Source organism: uncultured Chryseobacterium sp. (assembly GCF_913776365.1).
GTDB lineage: Bacteria > Bacteroidota > Bacteroidia > Flavobacteriales > Weeksellaceae > Chryseobacterium.
Genome location: NZ_CAJYMO010000211.1, coordinates 1 through 21,242 on the forward strand (window position 1 = coordinate 1; position 21,242 = coordinate 21,242).

The window sequence follows — 21,242 nt, forward strand, 5'->3', positions numbered from 1 at the left end:
AGTCCCCAATCCCAGATATCCCACCGGACAGGAACTGGAACAGCTGAAAGCTTTTGCTGAAATTGCTTCAAAAAACGGCAATTTCAATCTTCCTGCGGACATCCTGGATATTTCCGAAAGAAAAAGAACCCAGCAGCCTTTTGCCAGGGCTATTGTAAAAACCAGGATTCCTGACACGGATTATGTAAATAGAACCGGCTCCGAAGTCCTTTTCAGTTTTAAAGATGTTCTCCAGGTTAATTACCCGAAATATGAGTATGAGCTGAAAGGCAGGGCATTCCTGAAAGGCAGCACCGCAATCGTCATCACTTCTTTCCTGCATCCCGACGGTGAAACTTTTGAAGTTTCAAAAGATGGAAACATCAGTACGCCGGATCTGCTGATCACGGAAGGCGACTTCACCAAAAACAAGATCGAAAACATGCTTCCGCTGGATTATCAGTTGGGCGATTGAATCGTTCCACTTCTGTCAGCCCTATGATAAAAACCCGGGTGTTCTGTTCCAGGTAACACTTATGGTTATAAACCTGGTAATTATTCCGGCCGTTCCTAAAGGGCAAATTAATCCGGACGGATGATGCATTTGAATGGCCAGATCAGCCTGCAAAATCTATCTTTGTCTCGTTATCTTTACAAGGAGACAGCATACTTTCCATTTAAAAGGACGGATGGAAAGGAAAGAAAAGAAAAAAGCGGAACTCCTGCTCCGCTTTATGATAATCCTGATTGATACAAATTTCCTTACTGTTACTGCACCGCCTGCAGCACATTGATATTTCCGTAACCGTAGTCGGAGTCGGGATTCGGGTAGTAGGTGGATGACTGCTTCATCTTATTTACAACCTGTTCCCTGGTCCACGACGGGTTTTTCGACCACACCAGAGCAGCAATCCCTGCTGTAGAGGCCGTCGCTACGGAAGAACCGCCTACGTAATCAGCCTGTCCGTTGTAATAGCTCAGCACCGGGATATTGCTGCCCGATGCCCTTTCCATCTGGTAGGTAAAATCAATTTCAGCTCCGGAATGGCAGATGTCGCATTTCTGGTTGGATGTATTTTCCTTTACGCCGGTTACCGCCTGGGTTTCGGCCATCCATGCAGGGAAGATCACCCCGGCAAAATTGGTGAAACTTGTTGAAGTTCCGCCGGCACAGAAAATCAGTTTCCCTTTGGAATGGGCGTATTTTACGCCGTCTTCAATTTTTCCTACCGAAAAGATGTGGCCCATCGACATGGAAATGATCTTTACTTTTGTATTGTTACCGAGTTCCGTGAAGGCGATTTTTACCCCGTTCTGTTCGTGATACCCGTCCAGCACCACATTGGAAGCTGCCCGGTATGTCACAAGGCTCGCATTATAGGCGACTCCCACCGGTTGCCCCTGGTTGTTTCTGGGCGCTGCAGCAGCAGAAGCCATGCTGGTCCCGTGGCCGCATTGGTCGGCAGAACCGTCATATCCGCTGCTCCAAGGCCATACGGAATCTACGTAAACGCCGTTTTTGGTGATGCTCCTGCCGGAGGACAGGCCGTTGTTGAAGCTGCTGCCGAGCAGCGTCTGTTCAGATGAAACCCCGCTGTCGATAATCCCGATGGTGACCCCGGCCCCCGTACTGTAGCTCCAGGCACCTGTAATATTATGTTTTGCAAAAGACCATGGTGCTTTCGCATTGGGACTTACCGTAGTATAATCCGCCGCATTCAACACAGCAGATTCGAATCCGCAGCCGGATGATGAACTGCCGGATTTTGCTGTTCCGCCGGTTTTCCGTTCGTTTTCGAAATAGCGATAGTCTGCCGGCTCTACGTACCGGATGTTCTTCATTTTCCGCAGGGCAACAATGGTTTCCTGCTTTTCAATGGCTACGTCCATCTGGTTCAGGTACGGATCCGAAGCCAGCAGGATCCTGTCGGATTTTCCTTCATACTGCTGAATAATGTTCAGAATCTCCTCTTCAGCAGCCTTATTGTCCGGCGTTCCCTCTCTGTCGAAAGAGGTTCCGAAACCGACAGAGGCAATTTTATTTCCCTGAAAAACGGCACTCCATACAAAATGGTCAGAAGATTCTTTCCAGGAAAACCGATTACCGCTTCTGATGGTCTCATTGATTTTTTCATTGATCTGTTTTGCAGACAAAGGATCTTTCTGCACCACTTCGATGTCAGCAGCAGTACTTTGCACATCGTCCCTGTTACAGGAGGTAAAAACTGCAAACAGCATACACAGGTAAAAAACGTTTTTCTTCATATATACTTTGATTTGATTTCCCTAATATATCACTTTAGCCTGAATTACAATGATTTGGCAGCTTTAATTTTACTATGCATAAAATAACAGGATGGTCATACACTTTGTCAATTGTACTTCATCAGTTAACACGAGCTTTATCCTGGCTGTTCAGAATTCCTCTTTTTTACTGTGGATAAAATGTGGATAAGTTTGAAAGCGGTAAAACCTGATCTACGTATCAGATTATAAAACAGCAATTCTCATATTGTGAGAGAAGAGAATAAGTGCTAACCCACATTTTAAAAATCAAGTTATTTATCCACAGCAATATGTGAATAAGTCTGTGGATAAGTCTGTGGATAAAATTGTGGATAACTCAATAAAATACTGTAAATCAATACTAAAATATACTTATAACTTTTGCTTCTTTTAAATAGTCAGGCATAAATATTGGACGATGTATCCGGTTATTGCCAGGCTATAATGAAAAACCGACGCAGTTTCCGGATTCAGAACAGCATTTATGACTACCGCAGCGCTGTTGAATTGTCCCGTTAAACATTATGTTCACGGCAGACTAATGGATCATCTGAAAGTCTGATCACTGCCTCCAGTATTATAGGAGGAATTATTTTCAGCAGAAGGAATGACATGTGAATTCAGACATGATAAAGCACCGGACTAATGATGTAATACGGTACAAACTTTTTTGCCTGTATTTTAAGTTAAGGCAGTTCCGGATTTAAAACTCCGGATTCCATTTATTCTAAAAATCAATAAGCATTTTCAAAACGGATGCGGTTCTATTCAATTGCGATCCTACATATTAATACACTTTACTCTTTACATTTCCGACTATTCCTAAACAGATACCGGACCAGCTGCAGGATGCTTTGACTACTGTAGAAAATATCCGGAATCAGAAATCCGGGCAATAATCTTTTGTGGATAAAATGTGGATAAGTTGAAAACCGCCTTATTACCCATTTATGAAAACCGCCGGAAATCAGCCCTGAACTCATCCAGATCCGGGAACTTCTATTTTTTATCAGCTGATCTGAAATACGGTTTTATCCACATGATTTTGTGAATAAGTCTGTGGATAACTATGTGGATAAGATTGTGGATAACTCTGTAAGTCATTGTATTCCAAATAAAAAAGCTGTTCATAAGTCTGAACAGCTTTTTTATTTGGCAGAAGGATTTCTTTTATTTCCATTTGATGTTGCATCCCATGCTCGGCCGCTGGATTTCCTCCTGTGGTTCACCCAGCAAAAGATTTTCAAATGCGATAATCAGATCTTCACCGGTAACTTCCTTGTGGTTTCCCGGTCTGGAATCGTCCATCTGTCCCCTGTAGATCAGGTCCAGTTTGTCATCAAAGAAAAAGAAATCGGGGGTACAGGCGGCATCATAAGCTTTGGCTACAGCCTGGCTTTCATCGTACAGATAAGGAAAGTCAAAATTCCGCTCCATCTGGAACTCAATCATTTTTTCCGGCGCATCGGCAGGATATTTTTCCACATCATTGGCATTGATCGCTATAAATTCAATTCCTCTTTCATTATAATCCTCATACAGCTCATTCAGTTTGTCAATTACATGAAGAACGAACGGACAATGGTTGCACATAAAGACCACCAGCGTTCCTTTTTCTCCTTTCAGTTCATCCAGCGACTGGATTTCATTGCTCCTGGATGGATTGGGAAGCTCGAAAAACGGTGCTTTTGTTCCCAGATCGATCATATTTGAGGGTGTATTCATAACATTTTTATTTGGTTACAAAGATAAAAATTTCTTTTAGGAATAGCGGTTTCAGCAGTTTATAATATTCCGTTAAAAGTTAAATATCAGAATTTATTTGGAACTTATCTTTAAAAGTTTGTAGTTTTGCTAACACTGTTAGTAAAAAAATATCATGGGTCTGCACGAACGCCGTCAACGGGAAAAGGAATCTATCCGCGCCAATATTCTGGACGCTGCATTTTCCCTGGCCAAAACCGAAGGCTGGGCTGCCCTCTCCATAAGGAAAATTGCCGATGCCATCGAATACAGCGCTCCTGTTGTCTATGACTATTTTGAAAACAAGGAAGCCATCTTATTCGAAATCTCACTGAACGGTTTTCACCAGCTTCATATAGAACTGCTGAAGGCCCAAAAGAAGCACGAAAATCCGGAAGACCAGCTGAAAGCCATTGTGGATGCCTACTGGAAGTTTGCCTTCAATAATAAAGAATATTACCAGCTGATGTTCGGTCTCGGCATGCAGTGCAGCGGAAAAGGCCAGATGAAAGAAGAGTTTTCCTCATTCCAGGATATGCTGTATGACTGTACTTATGAAATCATTACGAAAAAAGGATCAAATCCTCATAATGCCTGCCACTCATCCCATGCCCTGTTTTCTGCAGTACATGGATTGATTTCGATTATGATGATGAGAAATGACGACATTCCGTCCACGATGAACAAAACCACGCTTGATGAGACTGTAGCCGCTTTTATTAAATCATTATAATTTTTTTTGAATTAAAAATTAACACCGTTAGGAATTTTAACATACTATAAAATAATTTTTCTTTTCTGAACAATCAAAAACTACGTATATGTCTGTCAGCTTATTTTTCAATAACGTTTACCTGCTAACTAACACCGTTAGAAAAAATAACACAATATAAAACTTTATCATATTTTTATTAACTCTTTTATTATGTACTCATGATTACATCCATCTACATGCTATAAACATCAAGGTCTTTTTTTTCGTTATATTATTAACACTGTTAGGAAATTTAACATACCATTTATTAAAAACATCATTATTCAATCTAACACTTCATTAAAAAATTAAACCCAACATGAAAATATCCGTAAAAGCAAGGATTATTGTACTGATTGCCAGCGCTATCCTTTTACAGAACTGCACCAAAGCTGCAGAAAACTCCGGAACTGCCTTCCCCACTCCTGAACTTCCGGTCTACACCGTAATAAGCTCTCCAGCTACCACCTACCAGGAATTTCCGACTGCCCTTGAGGGAAAAAACAATGTAGAAATAAGGTCTCAGGTCGATGGTTATCTCGACAGGATTTATGTAGAAGAAGGATCTTATGTGAGAGCCGGGCAGCCTTTATTCAAAATCGATTCCCGGGCTTACGGTGAACAGATGAATATGGCCAGCGCCAATCTCCAGGCCGCCAATGCCAACATTCAGAAAGCAAAAGTAGAAGTTGACCGGCTGGAACCTCTTGTTGCCGCGAAAGTGGTTTCCGATGTCCAGCTGAGAACGGCAAAAGCCAGTTATGCGGCGGCTGTAGCGGCTGCATCACAGGCAAAAGCTTCGGTAGGAAACGCCAGGATCAATGTCGGGTTCACTACCATCACCGCACCGGTAAGCGGTTACATCGGCAGGATTCCCTATAAAAAAGGAAGCCTGATCTCCAGGACAGACCCGAACCCGCTGACACTTTTATCGGACATCAGTGAAATCTATGCCTATTTCTCACTGAGCGAACTGGATTTCATTGCTTTCCAGCATCAGTATCCGGGGGCTACCCTGGAGGAAAAACTGAAGAATATGCCGATGGTGGAACTCGTAATTGCCGATAACAGCATTTACCCAATGAAGGGTAAGATGAGCATTGTAGACGGGCAGTTCGATAAAACCACCGGTGCCATCAGTGTCCGGGCTGTCTTCCCCAATGCTTCGGGAACGCTGAGAACCGGGAATACGGGCCGTGTCCGTATGCCGCAGCTGTTTACCAACGCTCTGATTGTCCCTCAGGAATCCACTTTTGAAATTCAGGATAAAACCTATGTATACGTAATGGGTAAAGACCGTAAAGTAACCGGCCGGCCGGTAAAAATTTCCGGAAAAACGGAGAACTATTATTTCATTTCCGAAGGGGTGAAATCCGGTGAAAAGATCGTATACACAGGAATCGGGAACCTGAAAGACGGTGCTTCCATCAAGCCTAAAAATATGTCCTCCGACAGTCTGCTGAGAGCAAGACCTTTGTAATGGCTTTCGCTTTCCAGCCGCACAAGAGAAGAATAAACCGGTATGGAGTTTCCGTATCTGGCTTCTGTACTGCGGTGTGAAACAAAAGCCCTCATTAAAAAATAAACTTCTTATGCTAAAACAATTTATAGAAAGACCGGTCCTTTCAACGGTTATTTCCATCATCCTCCTGTTATTGGGTGCACTGTCACTCTTTAACTTACCCATTGCCCTCTTCCCGGACATCGCGCCGCCAAGTGTCCAGGTAACCGCTTTTTATCCGGGAGCCAATGCCGAAGTAGTAGCCCGCTCGGTAGCTACACCCATTGAAGAGGCGGTAAACGGAGTGGAAAACATGACCTACATGACTTCCAATTCCAGCAACGACGGTACCATGACCCTCAGCGTATTTTTCAGGCAGGGCGCCGATGCCGACAATGCTGCGGTGAACGTTCAGAACAGGGTTTCCAAAGCCATGAGCCAGCTTCCGCAGGAAGTGGTACAGGCGGGAATCTCCACCCAGAAAGTCCAGAACAGTATGATCATGTTCATGGGACTGACCAGTGATGACCCTAAACAATATGACGAGCTTTTCCTTCAAAATTACCTTAAAATTAATGTCATCCCGCAGATCCAGCGTATTCCGGGAGTTGCCCAGGCCCAGGTATTCGGTACCCGCGACTATTCGATGAGGCTCTGGCTGAAACCGGACCGCCTCGCAGCCAATAACCTTTCTCCCCAGGAAGTGCTGACCGCTGTAAAGGAACACAACCTGGAAGCCGCTCCGGGACGTCTCGGCCAGGGAAGCAAGGAAACCTATGAATATATCCTGAAATACAAAGGAAAGCTCAGCAAGAACGAAGACTACGAAAACATTGCCATCAAAGCCAACAGTGACGGTTCATTCCTTAGGCTGAAAGACGTGGCCCGTGTGGAATTCGGTTCCTATACCTATACCGCCGCCAACCGGGTAGACGGTAAGCCGGTATCCGGATTTGCCATCCTTCAGACCGCAGGCTCCAATGCCAATGAGATCCTGACTGAAATTGAAAAGCAGGTGGAACAGATGAAAACCACCCTCCCGAAAGGCGTGGAACCGATCATCATGTATAATTCCAAGGATTTCCTGGATGCCTCCATCCATCAGGTAGTGGAAACGCTGGTAATTGCCTTCGTTCTGGTATTCATTGTGGTGTATATCTTTCTCCAGGATTTCAGATCTACCCTGATCCCGGCCATTGCGGTGCCGGTAGCCATCATCGGTACCTTCTTTTTCCTGCAGCTGTTCGGGTTCAGCATCAATATGCTTACGTTATTTGCGTTGGTCCTGGCAATCGGTATTGTGGTAGATGATGCCATTGTGGTGGTGGAAGCTGTCCACTCTAAAATGGAACGCACCGGAATGCCGGTAGAACAGGCCACCGTAAACTCCATGAGTGAAATTTCCGGGGCCATTATTTCCATTACCCTGGTCATGTGTGCCGTATTTATCCCGGTAGGCTTCATGCAGGGGCCGGCAGGTGTATTTTACCGCCAGTTTGCCTTTACGCTGGCCATTGCTATTATCATCTCTGCCATCAATGCATTGACATTAAGTCCGGCTTTATGTGCCCTTTTCCTGAGCGATCCCCAGGGAGATCACGGGGAACATGGGAAAAAGACAGGTTTCGGAGCCAGGTTTTTCAATGCCTTCAATGCCAGCTTCAACACCATGACGAGAAAATACGTCTACAGCCTGAAATTCCTCATCAAAAATAAATGGATTGCCGTAGGCGGCCTCGCCGTCCTTATTGCAGCCAGTGTTTTCCTGATCAATAAAGCTCCGTCAGGATTCATTCCGACTGAAGACCAGGGATTTGTGCTGTATGCTGTGAATACGCCTCCCGGCAGCTCCCTGGAAAGGACGCACCGGGCAACGGAACAGATCGATAAAGTCATCAATGGGGAAAAAGCAGCGAACCATCTCTGGGTATCAGACGGACTGAACTTCATCAGCAATGCCAATGCTTCCCCCTATTCCGCAGGTTTCATCAAGCTTAAGGATTACGAAGAGCGAGGTGAAATAAAAGATCCGGATCAAATCGCCGCTGCTCTGACCGGAAAAGTGGCCCAGGTAAAAGATGCCAGTGCCTTCTTCTTCAACTTCCCTACAGTTCAGGGATTCGGGAACGTTTCCGGTTTTGAATTCATGCTGCAGGATAAAACCAACAGTTCCTTCGAGCAGCTGGGAACCACCACCCAGGCTTTTATAGGCGAGCTGATGAAACGCCCTGAAATTGCTTTTGCCTTTACTACCTACGCGGCAGGAAACCCGCAGTATACCATTGATGTGGATACGGATAAGGCCAATCAGCTGGGAGTTTCGGTGACAGAACTGATGCAGACCATGCAGATTTATTACGGAAGCAGCTTTGTTTCAGATTTCAACCGTTTCGGTAAATATTACCGGGTCATGGCCCAGGCCGATATCCCATACCGTGCCGATGCGAATTCCCTGGAAGGGATTTATGTAAAGAACAAGTCGGGCGAAATGGTTCCGGTCAACACGCTGGTTACTTTAAAAAGGACCTTCGGACCGGAAACCGTAACCAGAAACAACCTGTTCAATGCCGTCACCATCAACGGAACCCCTAAACCGGGCTACAGCACCGGGGATGCCATCAAAGCTGTTGAGGAGGTGGCAAAACAATCACTGCCGAGAGGTTTCGGGTATGAATGGACCGGGATCACCCGGGAAGAAATCAAAACCGGCGGTCAGACCACTTTTATCTTTATGCTGAGCATCCTGTTTGTCTATTTCCTGCTGGCAGCCCAATACGAAAGCTATATTCTTCCGTTTGCCGTGATCTTAACGATTCCTACAGGGATTTTCGGGGTTTTTGCCTTTACAGGACTGGCCGGGATCGATAACAACATTTACGTACAGGTGGGATTGATCATGCTTGTCGGATTGCTGGCTAAAAATGCCATTCTGATCGTGGAATTTGCCGTCCAGCGGAGAAAAGCAGGAAAATCACTGATCGAATCGGCTCTCCAGGCATCAAGGCTTCGTCTGCGGCCGATCCTGATGACCTCCTTTGCTTTTATTGTAGGAATGCTGCCGCTGGTCTGGACTCAGGGAGCCGCCGCCAAAGGAAACCATTCCATCGGGATCAGCACCGTAGGCGGAATGTTTACCGGCGTGGTATTCGGGATTTTCATTATTCCGGTGATGTACGTCATCTTCCAGTACCTGCATGAAAAGATGCCAAGCCGGAAAAAGAAAAGACTGCAGAGGCAGAAATCAGAATCTGAACTTCTTGCCGCCTCTCATTAATCCAACTGAAACAGAAAGCGTAGGGAATAACGGATCCTGGTCATGAATAACGATCTCACCTGCTCACCTCAGCGCTTTCTGTTCAATGAAAATTTAATCCTATGAAAAGAATAAAAAATATCATCATCGCTTTCTCCATTGCTTTAGGTTCGGTTTCCTGTGTGTCCAAGCTGGCTTATCAGGAACCCAAGCCTGATCTTCCGGAAACTTTCCGGTATACCGCAACTTCCGATACGGCAAGCATTGCCGACCTGGAATGGAAGAAATTTTTCAGCGACCCTATGCTCCAAAGCCTGATTGAAAAAGGCATCAGGCATAATTACGATCTGCAGATCGCCCTGAAACAGGTGGCTTCTTCACAGGAAAAACTGAAACAGGCGAAATACCTGCAGTACCCGGATGTGGGATTCGGGGTTTCTGCACAGATTTCAAGGCCTTCCCAAAACAGTATGAACGGGCAGAGCCTGAACCTCTTTCTGGGGCAGAGCCATGTAGAAGATTATAACGCTGCCTTCAACCTGTCCTGGGAAGCCGATATCTGGGGGAAGATCAAAAACCAGCAGGAAGTTTCGCGCATGCAGTACCTGCAGACGTATGAAGCCACGAAGGCTATCCAGACTCAGGTGGTGGCCGCTATTGCCCAGGGTTATTACAATCTGCTGATGCTGGACCGGCAGCTGGGAATTGCCCGGTCCAACCTTGAGCTGAGTACCCGTACCCTGACCATTACAGAGAAAATGTGGCAGAGCGGTGACACGACTTCCTTAGGCGTTCAGCAGGCAACGGCCCAGAAACAGTCTACCGAGCTGCTGATTACCCAACTGGAACAGAACATAGCCATCCAGGAAAATGCACTGAGTATTCTGACAGGCGAAAATCCGGGGATAATCGAAAGAACGATTGAAATGACTGAAACTTCTTTACCGGCAGATGTTTCAGCAGGACTTCCGGCTGCTATGGTAAGCCGCCGTCCGGATGTACGGCAGCAGGAGCTGGCTTTGCTCCAGTCCAATGCATTGGTGGGAATCGCGCAGGCGAATATGTATCCGGCTTTGAGAATTACGGCTGCCGGCGGTGTGAATTCCTTTAAAATCGACAACTGGTTCCAGATTCCGGCTTCGTTATTCGGTTCCGTACTGGGCGGGATTACCCAACCTATATTTCAGAAAAGACAACTGAAAACCGATCTGAATATTGCCAAAATCCAGCGTGAAAAAAACGTGCTGGCCTTCCGGCAGTCTGTTTTGAATGCAGTGGGTGAAGTTTCCGATGCCCTGGTTTCCAATGAAAGCTTAAAGGTTCAGGAGCAGAAAGCTGCAGAACAGGTACTAACCTTAAAAAACGGAATTAAAAGTGCCGAAATGCTGTACAAGGGCGGAATGGCCAATTACCTGGAAGTGATTACCGCACAGGGGAATTCCCTGCAGGCCGAACTGAACCTGGCTTCCGTAAAGAGGCAGCGGCTCAGCAGCATCGTAGATTTATACAGAGCGCTGGGCGGCGGCTGGAAGTAGCTTTTTTCATTATATTGTTTTGGAATGCAGCTTTTCGGAGCTGCATTTTTTTTGTCTATGGGAATTTAATTTCTTCGCGTGGAATAAGAAAACCTTTAATACAATTTAAGTTTCTGATACAAATCTGGATATGATTTTTAGTCTGAATCCCTGCTCCTTCATAGGCAGGACCACCTTCTGTAAAAATGCCTCTGGTTGTATCAAATCTCCGTATTTTACTAAAGCCTTTCTGATCTTCCTCATATTTTATTCTGTCTTCAATTTTCTGATGAAGATATTCTATGACAGCGCAATCCAATTCTCTTAACAGCAAGTCTTTGTATACATCTTTAGCTACATCTTTATTTTTAGGAAGCAATTTCCCCGTAAATTTCAAGTCCTCTTTAAATAATTCATAATAATCACTGAGGATATCAATAAACTGAGAGTCAGTAAAATCCAGACAATAATCGAGTTGATATATAACACCAACTACAGAGGGAATAGTGATTCTTCCTCGTTTAAATTTATCTTCTGACCATCTCAAAGCCCTTTCATGATTATTTTCCCAAATATAAAAGCCATGACCGAGCCAATCAAATTTCTCTTGACTTTTTTTAATTTTATTAGGATTAGTAACCAATTCATTTCTAACTGACTCATCGCAACCATGAAATCCTATCATCAAATTTGGTCGGCTACTATAAATCATAAAAAAATCTTTATTTATTAGTTACAACTCTTCTCAAATTACTGTAAGCTGCAGTAAAATTTTCCTTTTTAGTAAGTATTTTTGCAGATTGTAAAGATTTTATCACTTTTGCTCTATCTTTCTTCTCTGCTTTGATACTTTTCGCTAAATCTTTTAATAATTTAACCTGATCATTTTCCATTGCCTTTATTTTATTTAATTAATATTCTTAATAAACAAAGTAACATATTTTTTCAATACAAAACAATATTGATTACATCTGAATATATAGATTATCAATCATTTAACTATAAATCTATCACTAATATAATTCACCTGATTATTAAAATCCTCCTGCGAATACCCCAGTGGCAGATAATGGATATCCTCCGCTTTTCGGTACCAGGTCAGCTGACGCTTGGCATACCGGCGGCTGTTTTTTTTGATTTCAGATACCGCGAAATCCAGGTCCCATTCGCCGTCAAAATATTTGAATAATTCTGAATAGCCTACGGTATTCAGTGCGGTAAGGTGCCTGAAAGGGACAAGGCTTGCGGCTTCGTCCAGCAGGCCGTTTTCCATCATCAGGTCTACCCGTCTGTTGATCCGGGCATAGAGTTCCTCCCGCGGCGCCTCTATTCCGATACGGATGGTGCTGAAATCGCGGGAATCCTGAGAAACGGCAATCAGTGCTGAATATTTTTTACCGGTCTGCCAGATCACATCGATGGCACGCAGCAGCCTTCTGTGGTTATGGATATCCACCACCGCAAAATATTCCGGATCAAGTTCCTTCAGCAGTGCCTGAAGCTTTTCAATACCTTCATTTTCAAAAATACCCTGTAATTTTTTCTGGTTGTCTTCATGAGCTTCGGGAAGGTCATTCAGTCCTTCAATCACTGCTTTTTCATACATCATGCTTCCGCCTACAAGAATCACCGTGTCATACACTCCGAAGAGTTCATTGAGTTTCTGCAGGGCCTCTTCCTCATACTGGCCGATAGAATAATAATCTTCCACCGAAAGATTGCCGATAAAATGATGCGGTGCTTCTGCGAGCTCTTCCGGAGACGGTGAAGCGGTCCCGATTTTCATTTCCCGGAAAAACTGCCTCGAGTCGCAGGACACGATTTCCGTGCTGAAATGTTTTGCCAGATCAATAGCCAGTTTTGTTTTCCCGATCCCGGTAGGCCCTACTACAGAAATTAGATTTTTCTTTTTCACCGGGCTAATTTACGAAAATGAGATGAGTTGATGTCATTCCTCCTGATTTAGCGGGACCCCGCATTCATCATCAAACGGATTTTTCAGACTGCATGATCACAGGACGCTGCAGAACTTATCGGATCACCTCGATGATCCTCCTGCTTTCTGCCCTCTTTTTTGCAACCGGTGACATTCCATTCAGGTAACACATTATGGACTTAAATGTTTATCTTTGTACAACAATAGAAAACTATGATTTTATCAATGACCGGCTTTGGTAGAGCCGAAGGTGTTTTTGAAGGGAAAAAGATCACGATCGATATTAAATCTCTGAACAGTAAAAGTTTTGACCTGAATATCAAAATTCCGTTACGGTACAAGGAGAAAGAATTCGAGATCAGAAAGATTCTGAACGACAGAATTATCCGCGGAAAAGTAGACTGCTACATCAACCTGGAAAACCTGGAAGAATCCACCGACGTAAAAATCAATAAAAGCCTGATTGACTCCTATATCAATGAGCTTAAAAATATCGCCTCCGACGGGCCTGATTTTGAATACCTTAAAATGGCTGTGCGCATGCCGGATGCCATCACCTCGAGACCCGATGAGCTTTCAGAAGGCGAATGGGAAGCGCTGGCGAAAATTGTACATGCTGCCGTTGACCGCTTCGGGGAATTCAGAAAAACCGAAGGAAAAATCCTGCATGAAGAACTGGAAAGGAACCTTCAGAATATCGATAAAAACCTGGCGGAAGTGATCCCTTTTGAAGAAGAAAGGATTGTCTCGGTAAAGGAAAGGTATCAGAAATCTTTAAAAGAATTCGAAAATGTGGATGAAACCCGTTTCTACCAGGAAATGGCATATTTCACGGAGAAGCTTGATATTTCGGAAGAGAAAGTAAGGCTGGCCCAACATCTGAAATATTACAAGGAAGTGATGGACAACGAAGATTTCAACGGGAAGAAGCTCGGGTTCATCTCTCAGGAGATCGGAAGGGAGATCAATACGCTGGGTTCCAAAGCCAACCATGCAGCCATCCAGAAACTGGTGGTGATGATGAAAGATGATCTGGAAAAGATCAAGGAACAGACCCTGAATGTGTTATAAGAACTAGGAAAAAAGTAAAACCCGTACTAATCAATCATCAATTATCTCTTATCATTTATGAATAAGGTTATCATATTTTCCGCACCGTCGGGAAGCGGAAAGACAACATTGGTAAAACATTCTTTGGAGACATTCCCCGAACTTCAGTTCTCGATCTCGTGTACCACCAGGCAGCCGAGAGGAAGTGAAGTTCATGCCGTGGATTATCATTTCCTGACGCCGGACGAATTCAGACAGAAAATCTCGGAAGATGCTTTCGTGGAATTTGAGGAAGTCTATACCGATACCTATTACGGAACGCTGAAAGCTGAGGTGGAAAAGATATGGAAGCAGGAAAAAACGGTGATTTTCGATGTGGATGTAAAAGGCGGCATCTCCCTGAAAAAATATTTCGGGGAACAGGCTTTGTCCATTTTCATAGAACCGCCTTCCATTGAAGAACTGGAACGGCGGCTGATCTCCAGAGCAACCGATGATGCGGAAACCATTAAAATCCGTGTTTCCAAGGCAGAAGAAGAGCTGTCTCATGCCGGGGAGTTTGACAGAATCGTGATCAATTCCGATCTGAATGAAGCAAAAAAAGAAATAGAAAGTTTAATACAACATTTTATCGGAAGCTGAAGGTTTGATTTTTGACTTATGATTTCCGATAAACCAAAAACATCGAGGTGGATATGAGTACCGAAACATTAGAAAAAGCCAAATCTGCAATTCCGGTAAGGGGATTCTTAGATATTAAAGACCTTATTATCCCGGAAGGAGAAGAACTGGTGAAAGCAATCCTTAAGCTGAAAGAGGAGAAAAATGCCGTGATCCTGGCCCATTATTACCAGCCCGGACCCATTCAGGACATCGCGGATTTCCTGGGCGATTCCCTTCAGCTGGCCAGACAGGCAAAAGATACCGATGCGGATATGATCGTGTTCTGCGGCGTACATTTCATGGCGGAAGCGGCCAAAATCCTCAATCCTACAAAAAAAGTAGTATTGCCGGACACCATGGCCGGATGTTCCCTGGCTGACGGCTGCTCAGGGGAAGGACTGCGGAAAATGCGCGAACAGCATCCCGATGCCCTGATTGCGACATACATCAACTGCAACGCAGAGACCAAAGCGGAAAGCGACATTATCGTAACCAGCTCCAACGCAGAAACCGTTATTGAAGCCCTGCCGAAAGACCGCCCGATTATTTTTGCCCCGGATAAGAACCTGGGAAGGTACCTTTCGCAGAAAACGGGACGCGACATGATTCTCTGGGACGGAAGCTGTATCGTGCATGAAGCGTTCTCTATGGAACGGATTGCCAAACAGCTTGCCGACAATCCTGATGCCAAGCTGATTGCCCACCCGGAAAGCGAAGAAGCGGTTCTGAAGCTGGCCCATTTCATCGGTTCCACTTCTGCCCTGCTGAATTATGTGGAACAGGATGACTGCCAGAAGTTCATCATTGCTACGGAAGAAGGGATTTTACACGAAATGAAGAAACGGGCGCCGCATAAAGAACTGGTGCCTGCGCTGGTATTTGATGAAAGCTGTAATTGCTCGGAATGTTTCTACATGAAACGCAACACTATGGAAAAACTTTATCTGTGCATGAAATACGAACTTCCGGAAATCATTATTGATGAAGAACTCAGATTAAGGGCCCTGAAACCGATTGAGGCCATGCTTGATCTTTCAAAAAGCATTAAATAAATACAAGGAAAGCACTGTTTTTGGCAGTGCTTTTTTATTTCAATTATCTTGTCCAGGACAAATTGCGCTGACCTACGGCCTTATATTGTCATTTGTTGTTACTGGAAAATTTACCGGATATACCGGCGTAGATAATGAGTCATTACAAGCCCGGAAAGCATTCCGGCAAAATGCCGCTTATTTATTTTTCTTCTATTCCGTTTGTCTTTTTCGGAATAATTTGTACATTTGTTTCAACAATAATGAATTTCTCAGGAAACATATCTTATTTTACTGCACCGGATTTTTCAATTCCGGCAACATTTTCCGTTTCCATCATTATTACCACTACAACCACTACCCCATAACGGGGTAAATTTTCACATATCATCTGCAGGCCTGTCCTCTTTTCCGGAAGAGCAGCATTTCATTTTCCCATAACGCAAATAAACAAGCAACATGAAAGTTTTAAAATTTGGCGGAACCTCCGTAGCCGATGCCCAGAATATAGTGAAGGTTGAGCATATTATTAAGAAAGAATCTTCAGCACATCAAGTCATAGCAGTAGTCTCTGCACTCCAGGGAGTCACCGATCAGCTGATCAGGGCAGCAACCTGTGCTGCTGATCAGGATAAAGTATACGTTCAGATCATTAAAGAACTTGAAAAAAGACACCTGAACCTTGTCAGGGAACTGATTCCGGTCCTCTCGCAAAGCAGCTGGCTGAGCTTTGTCAGAAAAAATTTCAACGACATTGAAGAGCTCTGTCACGGAATTTTTATCCTGAAAGAATGTACGCCTAAGACCAGGGACCGGCTCACTTCATACGGTGAGTTTCTTTCTTCCTCCATATTGTACGGAAAATTCCGGTCGGACGGTTCAGAAGCGGCCTGGATGGATTCCGCTGCGCAGATCGTTACTGACAGTAATTTCTCGCACGCAAAAGTTGATATCGGATGTACGGAAGAAAACATCAGGAAATATATTGCGGAAAACGGTCAACGGATCATTATTGCTCCGGGGTTTATTGCGAAGGATAAAAGCGGGAACCCTACAACACTCGGGCGTGGCGGTTCTGATTATACAGCCTCCCTTATTGCTGCTGCAATGGGTGCGGAAGAGCTTGAGATCTGGACGGATGTAAGCGGAATGATGACTGCAGATCCCAGACTGGTATCCGGAGCAAAGCTGATTCCTGAAATTTCCTATTCGGAGGCCATGGAACTTTCCCATTTTGGCGCAAAAGTACTGTATCCGCCGACCCTTCAGCCGGTGATGGCAAAGAATATCGACCTGAGAATCAAAAACACTTTTGATCCTGAAGCTTCCGGGACGTTAGTTTGCCGTCAGCCCAAAAAAAATGGAGCCGGGGAACAGTTTGCAGCCGGAATCTCCAATACGGGTCCTATTGCACTCCTTACCCTGGAAGGAAGCGGCATGATCGGAATCCCGGGATTTTCTGCAAAGCTGTTCCAGTACTTATCGCATGAAAAAATCAGTGTTATTCTCATTACCCAGAGCTCATCAGAACATTCCATTACGGTTGCCATCAGCGAAAAAGAGGTTGACCGCGCGGCAAATGCCCTCAACCTGACTTTTGAAGATGACTTACAGCTGAAAAAAGTAGAGCCCGTACAGATTGAAACCGGCCTTGGCATCGTTGCCCTGGTAGGAGACCATATGAAAAGCAGAAGCGGCATAAGTGCAAGAATGTTCGGCTGCCTGGGAAACAATGGCATCAATATCCGGGCGATTGCACAAGGTTCTTCGGAAAAAAACATCAGCATCGTTATTTCACAGAAAGACATCCGGAAAGCAGTTAACATCCTGCACGAAGAAGTTTTTGAATCTGAAATCAAGCAGGTCCATCTGTACATCTGCGGCACCGGAAATGTGGGTACAAAATTAATCCGCCAGATCTATGACCAGAATGAATATCTTAAGGAACATCTTCTGGTGAACCTGAGGATTGCCGGAATTTCGAACAGCCGGAAAATGCTTTTTTCCGATACCGGAATTCGTGAAGAGGAATTTCTAAAATTCAGTGAAAACGGTGAAGAATCTTCCCAGGAAAAATTTGCGGATGAAATCATCTTAAGAAACCTGAGAAATCCGGTTTTTGTGGATATAACCGCAAGCCCGGATGTTCCGGAAGTGTATGGGAAATTATTAAAGCGGAGCATCAATATCGTCGCCTGCAACAAAATCGCGGCTTCTTCAGGATTCACCAATTATAAAAATCTGAAAAATACGGCCCGGAACCACAGCTGTAAATTTCTCTTTGAAACCAATGTCGGCGCAGGCCTTCCTGTTATCGGGACCATCAATGACCTCATCAGAAGCGGAGATAAAATTACTGCTATCCAGGCTGTGTTAAGCGGAACGTTGAATTTCGTATTTAACCATTATGACGGAACCCGGCCTTTTTCAGAAGTAGTGGCCCAGGCCCAGCGTGAAGGGTATACCGAACCGGATCCAAGGCTTGACCTGGCGGGAACCGATGTTGCCCGGAAAATCCTGATCCTCGCAAGGGAGGCCGGCTATCCGCTGGAATTTGACAGTATTGAGAATGAAAGCTTCCTGCCTGAAGAATGCATGAAAGGAAGTGTGGAAGATTTTTACAAAGCCCTTCTCAAACATGAAGATCACTTCAGAAAGCTGCTCGGGAATGCAAGAAGCAGCGGGAAAATTTTAAAATATGTTGCTGAATTCAAGGAAGGAAAGGCCAAGACAGGATTGCAGCATGTGGCTCCCGGAAGCGATCTTTTCCATCTGTACGGAAAAGACAACATCGTGATCTTTAAAACACTGAGGTATTCTGAACAGCCTTTGGTCGTGAAGGGTGCCGGAGCCGGTGCAGAGGTTACAGCCAGTGGTATTTTTGCTGATATTGTCCGTTCCGTTTAAAATCTGTCCGATGAAAAAAATAAAATTAAAAGTACCGGCCACCATAGCCAATCTGGTCTGTGGATTTGATATCCTGGGAATGGCCATCCACGAACCCTGTGATGAAATGGAACTGAAGATCGTCGATACGCCCGGCGTTACCATCAGGCATACGGATGGCTTCGGATTGCCGGAAGAACCTTCAGAAAATGTAGCCGGTGTAGTCCTGCTGAAGATCATCGAGCACCTGGATCTGAAAAAGGGTTTTGAGGTCACCATCAATAAAAAGATAAAACCGGGAAGCGGGCTGGGATCGAGCGCAGCCAGTGCCGCCGGCGCTGCGGCAGGTGCCAATGAACTCCTGGGAAACATCTTTACCCGGGAGGAGCTGGTGTATTTTGCCATGTCCGGCGAAGAAAAGGCTTCCGGGGTGAGGCATGCGGATAATATTGCACCTTGCCTCTATGGCGGAATAACATTGGTGAAATCCTCGGATCCCGTTGATATCATTTCCCTGAATTCGCCTGATCTGTTCGTAACGGCGGTTCATCCGCAGATTGAAGTAAAGACATCAGATGCACGACAGATTTTAAAGACCACGGTCTCCCTGAAAGATGCCATAGAACAATGGGGGAACATTGCCGGGCTCGTGGCAGGAATCCAGAAAAATGATGCCGGCCTGATCGGAAGGAGCCTTAAGGATATCATTGTAGAACCTGTCAGAAGCATCCTTATTCCGGAGTTTGATGAAATAAAAAAGAGAAGCATGGAATCGGGGGCGTTAGGCGGAGGGATCTCAGGTTCCGGGCCTTCCGTATTCATGCTGTCCGAAACGGAAGTGATTTCACAGCAGATTGCCGGAATGATGGCTTCCGTCTATGAGAAAGCCGGGATCGACAGTCTGGTATATGTGTCGAAAATAAACCCGTCGGGGATTGTAATTGTTGATTAAAATAAAGAAAATGAATTATTATAATTTAAAAGATAAAAAAGAAACAGCAGATTTCAGGACAGCTACCATCAGAGGCCAGGGAAAGGACAAAGGCCTGTTTTTCCCTGAACACATCCCTCAGTTTGCTCCGGAGTGGATTGAAAGCCTGCATGAGCGCTCCAACGAGGAAATCGCTTTCCGGTGCATGGAAGATTTCGTGGGCAATGAAATTCCGCCTGATCTCTTACGGACCATCGTCTCGGAAACCCTCAGCTTTGAAATCCCTCTAAAAAAAATCAGTGAAAGCATTTATTCCCTGGAACTTTTTCATGGGCCGACTTTGGCTTTCAAAGACGTAGGAGCAGGATTCATGAGCCGCTGCCTGTCTTATTTCCTGAAAGATCAGGACAGGACCGTCACGGTTCTCGTAGCGACTTCAGGAGATACCGGAGGTGCGGTAGCCCACGGATTTTACAGGATCCCGGGCATCCATGTTGTGATCCTGTATCCGAAAAACAAGGTAAGTAAAGTCCAGGAAAAGCAGCTTACCACCCTTGGTGAAAATATTACCCCGCTGGAAGTCAACGGCAGCTTTGACGATTGCCAGAATCTGGTAAAACAGGCTTTTGCAGACAGGGAAATCAGTTCCGGCCTGTTTCTTACCTCAGCCAACTCCATTAATCCGGCAAGATGGCTTCCCCAGCAAATTTATTATCTGCTGGCATTGAAACAGTGGCGTGCAACAGAACAGGACCTGCCTGTGATCTGTGTTCCCAGCGGAAATCTGGGAAATATCTGTGCCGGGCTTCTTGCCTACAAAAGGGGATTGCCCGCTGAACATTTCATTGCCGCCTGCAATGCAAATGACAGCATTTCCCGGTACTTAAAAACCCGGCAAATGGTTCCCCATGCAACCGAAGCCACACTTTCCAATGCAATGGATGTGGGAAACCCCAGCAATTTCGTGAGGATTTCTGAACTTTTTAACAACCGGTTTGAAAAATTAAAAGATATACTCTCAGGCTATACCGTTGATGATGAGACCACCCTGCGTACGATCAGAAAAATATACGCGGAACATGACTATCTGCTTGACCCCCACAGTGCGGTTGCCTACGCTGCCCTGGAAGAATATCTCGCTGAAAGGCCCGGCAAGAAAGGCTTCATCCTGGGTACGGCGCATCCCGTAAAGTTTCCCGAAGCTATTGAAAAAGCAATACATACCGGAACCGCAATTCCTGAATCCCTGAAAAGTTTAATGGATAAAGAGAAAAAAAGTCTCGAAATACAACCGGATTTCACGGAATTAAAACGATTTTTGCTGAATAAAATCAACAGATAAAAACATGAGTAAAATATATCTTGAAGAGGTAAAGATTTATGCCTATCACGGTGTGCTCCCAGAAGAAAATACCATCGGGACGTATTATCTCCTGAACCTGGAAATCCATACCGATCTCTGGAAAGCTGCAGCATCGGATGACCTTCATGATACCATCAGCTATGCGGATATCAACGCGGTCATCCATCGGGAAATGAAGATTCAATCCAAGCTGCTGGAGCACGTGGCCGGCAGAATTATTTCTGCTGTGCACCGGGACTTTCCGCAGATTGATTATATCAAGCTGAAGATTACCAAAACAGCCCCGCCGATGCAGGGTGAAATGAAGGGCGCCGGTATCGAACTGGAAAAAAGCTTTAAACCCAACTCATAA

At 44.9% G+C, this 21,242-nt stretch carries 17 protein-coding genes; 12 read left to right on the forward strand and 5 right to left on the reverse strand.

Going from position 1 to position 21,242, the window contains the following annotated elements:
- The coding region (locus QZ735_RS10620) for a hypothetical protein (protein ID WP_294247990.1) at positions 1 to 454 on the forward strand (454 nt) is incomplete at its 5' end.
- 293 nt (positions 455 to 747) lie between these two features.
- Here the strand turns inward: QZ735_RS10620 and QZ735_RS10625 are convergent.
- Both QZ735_RS10625 and QZ735_RS10630 read right to left on the reverse strand, forming a co-directional pair.
- On the reverse strand, positions 748 to 2,244 hold the full coding sequence (locus QZ735_RS10625) for a S8/S53 family peptidase (RefSeq protein ID WP_294247995.1): 1,497 nt from the start codon (positions 2,242 to 2,244) through the stop codon (positions 748 to 750).
- A gap of 1,191 nt (positions 2,245 to 3,435) precedes the next feature.
- The gene (locus QZ735_RS10630) at positions 3,436 to 3,990 is read right to left on the reverse strand and encodes a thioredoxin family protein (protein ID WP_294247998.1); all 555 of its coding nucleotides are present in this window, start codon (positions 3,988 to 3,990) and stop codon (positions 3,436 to 3,438) included.
- Positions 3,991 to 4,144: 154 nt separating this feature from the next.
- Here QZ735_RS10630 and QZ735_RS10635 point away from each other — a divergent pair, with 154 nt between their 5' ends.
- The 4 genes from QZ735_RS10635 (at position 4,145) to QZ735_RS10650 (ending at position 11,051) form a co-directional block, all read left to right on the forward strand.
- Positions 4,145 to 4,741, forward strand: a complete 597-nt coding sequence (locus QZ735_RS10635; protein ID WP_294248000.1) for a TetR/AcrR family transcriptional regulator — start codon at positions 4,145 to 4,147, stop codon at positions 4,739 to 4,741.
- Positions 4,742 to 5,081: 340 nt separating this feature from the next.
- Positions 5,082 to 6,242: an efflux RND transporter periplasmic adaptor subunit gene (locus QZ735_RS10640; protein WP_294248003.1), complete on the forward strand. Its 1,161-nt coding sequence runs from the start codon at positions 5,082 to 5,084 to the stop codon at positions 6,240 to 6,242.
- Positions 6,243 to 6,354: 112 nt separating this feature from the next.
- Positions 6,355 to 9,537: an efflux RND transporter permease subunit gene (locus tag QZ735_RS10645; RefSeq protein WP_294248005.1), complete on the forward strand. Its 3,183-nt coding sequence runs from the start codon at positions 6,355 to 6,357 to the stop codon at positions 9,535 to 9,537.
- A 101-nt stretch (positions 9,538 to 9,638) separates the two neighbouring features.
- Positions 9,639 to 11,051, forward strand: a complete 1,413-nt coding sequence (locus QZ735_RS10650; RefSeq protein ID WP_294248007.1) for an efflux transporter outer membrane subunit — start codon at positions 9,639 to 9,641, stop codon at positions 11,049 to 11,051.
- A gap of 55 nt (positions 11,052 to 11,106) precedes the next feature.
- Here the strand turns inward: QZ735_RS10650 and QZ735_RS10655 are convergent, their stop codons facing one another.
- The 3 genes from QZ735_RS10655 to miaA form a co-directional block, all read right to left on the reverse strand.
- Complete coding sequence (locus QZ735_RS10655) at positions 11,107 to 11,742, reverse strand: hypothetical protein (RefSeq protein WP_294248010.1); 636 nt, start codon at positions 11,740 to 11,742, stop codon at positions 11,107 to 11,109.
- A gap of 10 nt (positions 11,743 to 11,752) precedes the next feature.
- Positions 11,753 to 11,923 carry a hypothetical protein gene (locus tag QZ735_RS10660; RefSeq protein WP_294248011.1) on the reverse strand — a complete coding sequence of 57 codons (171 nt, stop codon included), beginning with the start codon at positions 11,921 to 11,923 and terminating at the stop codon, positions 11,753 to 11,755.
- A gap of 98 nt (positions 11,924 to 12,021) precedes the next feature.
- Complete coding sequence (gene miaA, locus QZ735_RS10665; RefSeq protein ID WP_294248013.1) at positions 12,022 to 12,945, reverse strand: tRNA (adenosine(37)-N6)-dimethylallyltransferase MiaA; 924 nt, start codon at positions 12,943 to 12,945, stop codon at positions 12,022 to 12,024.
- A 234-nt stretch (positions 12,946 to 13,179) separates the two neighbouring features.
- On the opposite strand from miaA, the gene QZ735_RS10670 reads away from it, so the two are divergent.
- From QZ735_RS10670 to folB, 7 genes are all read left to right on the forward strand, one after another.
- Positions 13,180 to 14,037 (forward strand): DUF1732 domain-containing protein, encoded by an 858-nt coding sequence (locus QZ735_RS10670; RefSeq protein ID WP_294248016.1) that lies wholly within the window; start codon positions 13,180 to 13,182, stop codon positions 14,035 to 14,037.
- A gap of 57 nt (positions 14,038 to 14,094) precedes the next feature.
- On the forward strand, positions 14,095 to 14,658 hold the full coding sequence (gene gmk / locus QZ735_RS10675; protein WP_294248019.1) for a guanylate kinase: 564 nt from the start codon (positions 14,095 to 14,097) through the stop codon (positions 14,656 to 14,658).
- A 53-nt stretch (positions 14,659 to 14,711) separates the two neighbouring features.
- Positions 14,712 to 15,731, forward strand: coding sequence for a quinolinate synthase NadA (nadA, locus tag QZ735_RS10680; RefSeq protein ID WP_294248021.1), 1,020 nt, complete (start codon positions 14,712 to 14,714; stop codon positions 15,729 to 15,731).
- A 438-nt stretch (positions 15,732 to 16,169) separates the two neighbouring features.
- Positions 16,170 to 18,617, forward strand: coding sequence for a bifunctional aspartate kinase/homoserine dehydrogenase I (thrA, locus tag QZ735_RS10685; protein ID WP_294248024.1), 2,448 nt, complete (start codon positions 16,170 to 16,172; stop codon positions 18,615 to 18,617).
- Between the two features lie 10 nt (positions 18,618 to 18,627).
- The gene (locus QZ735_RS10690; RefSeq protein WP_294248028.1) at positions 18,628 to 19,548 is read left to right on the forward strand and encodes a homoserine kinase; all 921 of its coding nucleotides are present in this window, start codon (positions 18,628 to 18,630) and stop codon (positions 19,546 to 19,548) included.
- A 10-nt stretch (positions 19,549 to 19,558) separates the two neighbouring features.
- Positions 19,559 to 20,869, forward strand: a complete 1,311-nt coding sequence (thrC, locus tag QZ735_RS10695) for a threonine synthase (RefSeq protein WP_294248031.1) — start codon at positions 19,559 to 19,561, stop codon at positions 20,867 to 20,869.
- 4 nt (positions 20,870 to 20,873) lie between these two features.
- Positions 20,874 to 21,242 carry a dihydroneopterin aldolase gene (gene folB / locus QZ735_RS10700; protein WP_294248035.1) on the forward strand — a complete coding sequence of 123 codons (369 nt, stop codon included), beginning with the start codon at positions 20,874 to 20,876 and terminating at the stop codon, positions 21,240 to 21,242.

Coding starts and splice junctions, on each gene's coding strand:
- QZ735_RS10625 (WP_294247995.1), bottom strand. CDS start 2,244: ATGAAGAAAAACGTTTTTTACCTGTGTATGCTGTTTGCAGTTTTTACC.
- QZ735_RS10630 (WP_294247998.1), bottom strand. CDS start 3,990: ATGAATACACCCTCAAATATGATCGATCTGGGAACAAAAGCACCGTTT.
- QZ735_RS10635 (WP_294248000.1), top strand. CDS start 4,145: ATGGGTCTGCACGAACGCCGTCAACGGGAAAAGGAATCTATCCGCGCC.
- QZ735_RS10640 (WP_294248003.1), top strand. CDS start 5,082: ATGAAAATATCCGTAAAAGCAAGGATTATTGTACTGATTGCCAGCGCT.
- QZ735_RS10645 (WP_294248005.1), top strand. CDS start 6,355: ATGCTAAAACAATTTATAGAAAGACCGGTCCTTTCAACGGTTATTTCC.
- QZ735_RS10650 (WP_294248007.1), top strand. CDS start 9,639: ATGAAAAGAATAAAAAATATCATCATCGCTTTCTCCATTGCTTTAGGT.
- QZ735_RS10655 (WP_294248010.1), bottom strand. CDS start 11,742: ATGATTTATAGTAGCCGACCAAATTTGATGATAGGATTTCATGGTTGC.
- QZ735_RS10660 (WP_294248011.1), bottom strand. CDS start 11,923: ATGGAAAATGATCAGGTTAAATTATTAAAAGATTTAGCGAAAAGTATC.
- QZ735_RS10670 (WP_294248016.1), top strand. CDS start 13,180: ATGATTTTATCAATGACCGGCTTTGGTAGAGCCGAAGGTGTTTTTGAA.
- gmk (WP_294248019.1), top strand. CDS start 14,095: ATGAATAAGGTTATCATATTTTCCGCACCGTCGGGAAGCGGAAAGACA.
- nadA (WP_294248021.1), top strand. CDS start 14,712: ATGAGTACCGAAACATTAGAAAAAGCCAAATCTGCAATTCCGGTAAGG.
- thrA (WP_294248024.1), top strand. CDS start 16,170: ATGAAAGTTTTAAAATTTGGCGGAACCTCCGTAGCCGATGCCCAGAAT.
- QZ735_RS10690 (WP_294248028.1), top strand. CDS start 18,628: ATGAAAAAAATAAAATTAAAAGTACCGGCCACCATAGCCAATCTGGTC.
- thrC (WP_294248031.1), top strand. CDS start 19,559: ATGAATTATTATAATTTAAAAGATAAAAAAGAAACAGCAGATTTCAGG.
- folB (WP_294248035.1), top strand. CDS start 20,874: ATGAGTAAAATATATCTTGAAGAGGTAAAGATTTATGCCTATCACGGT.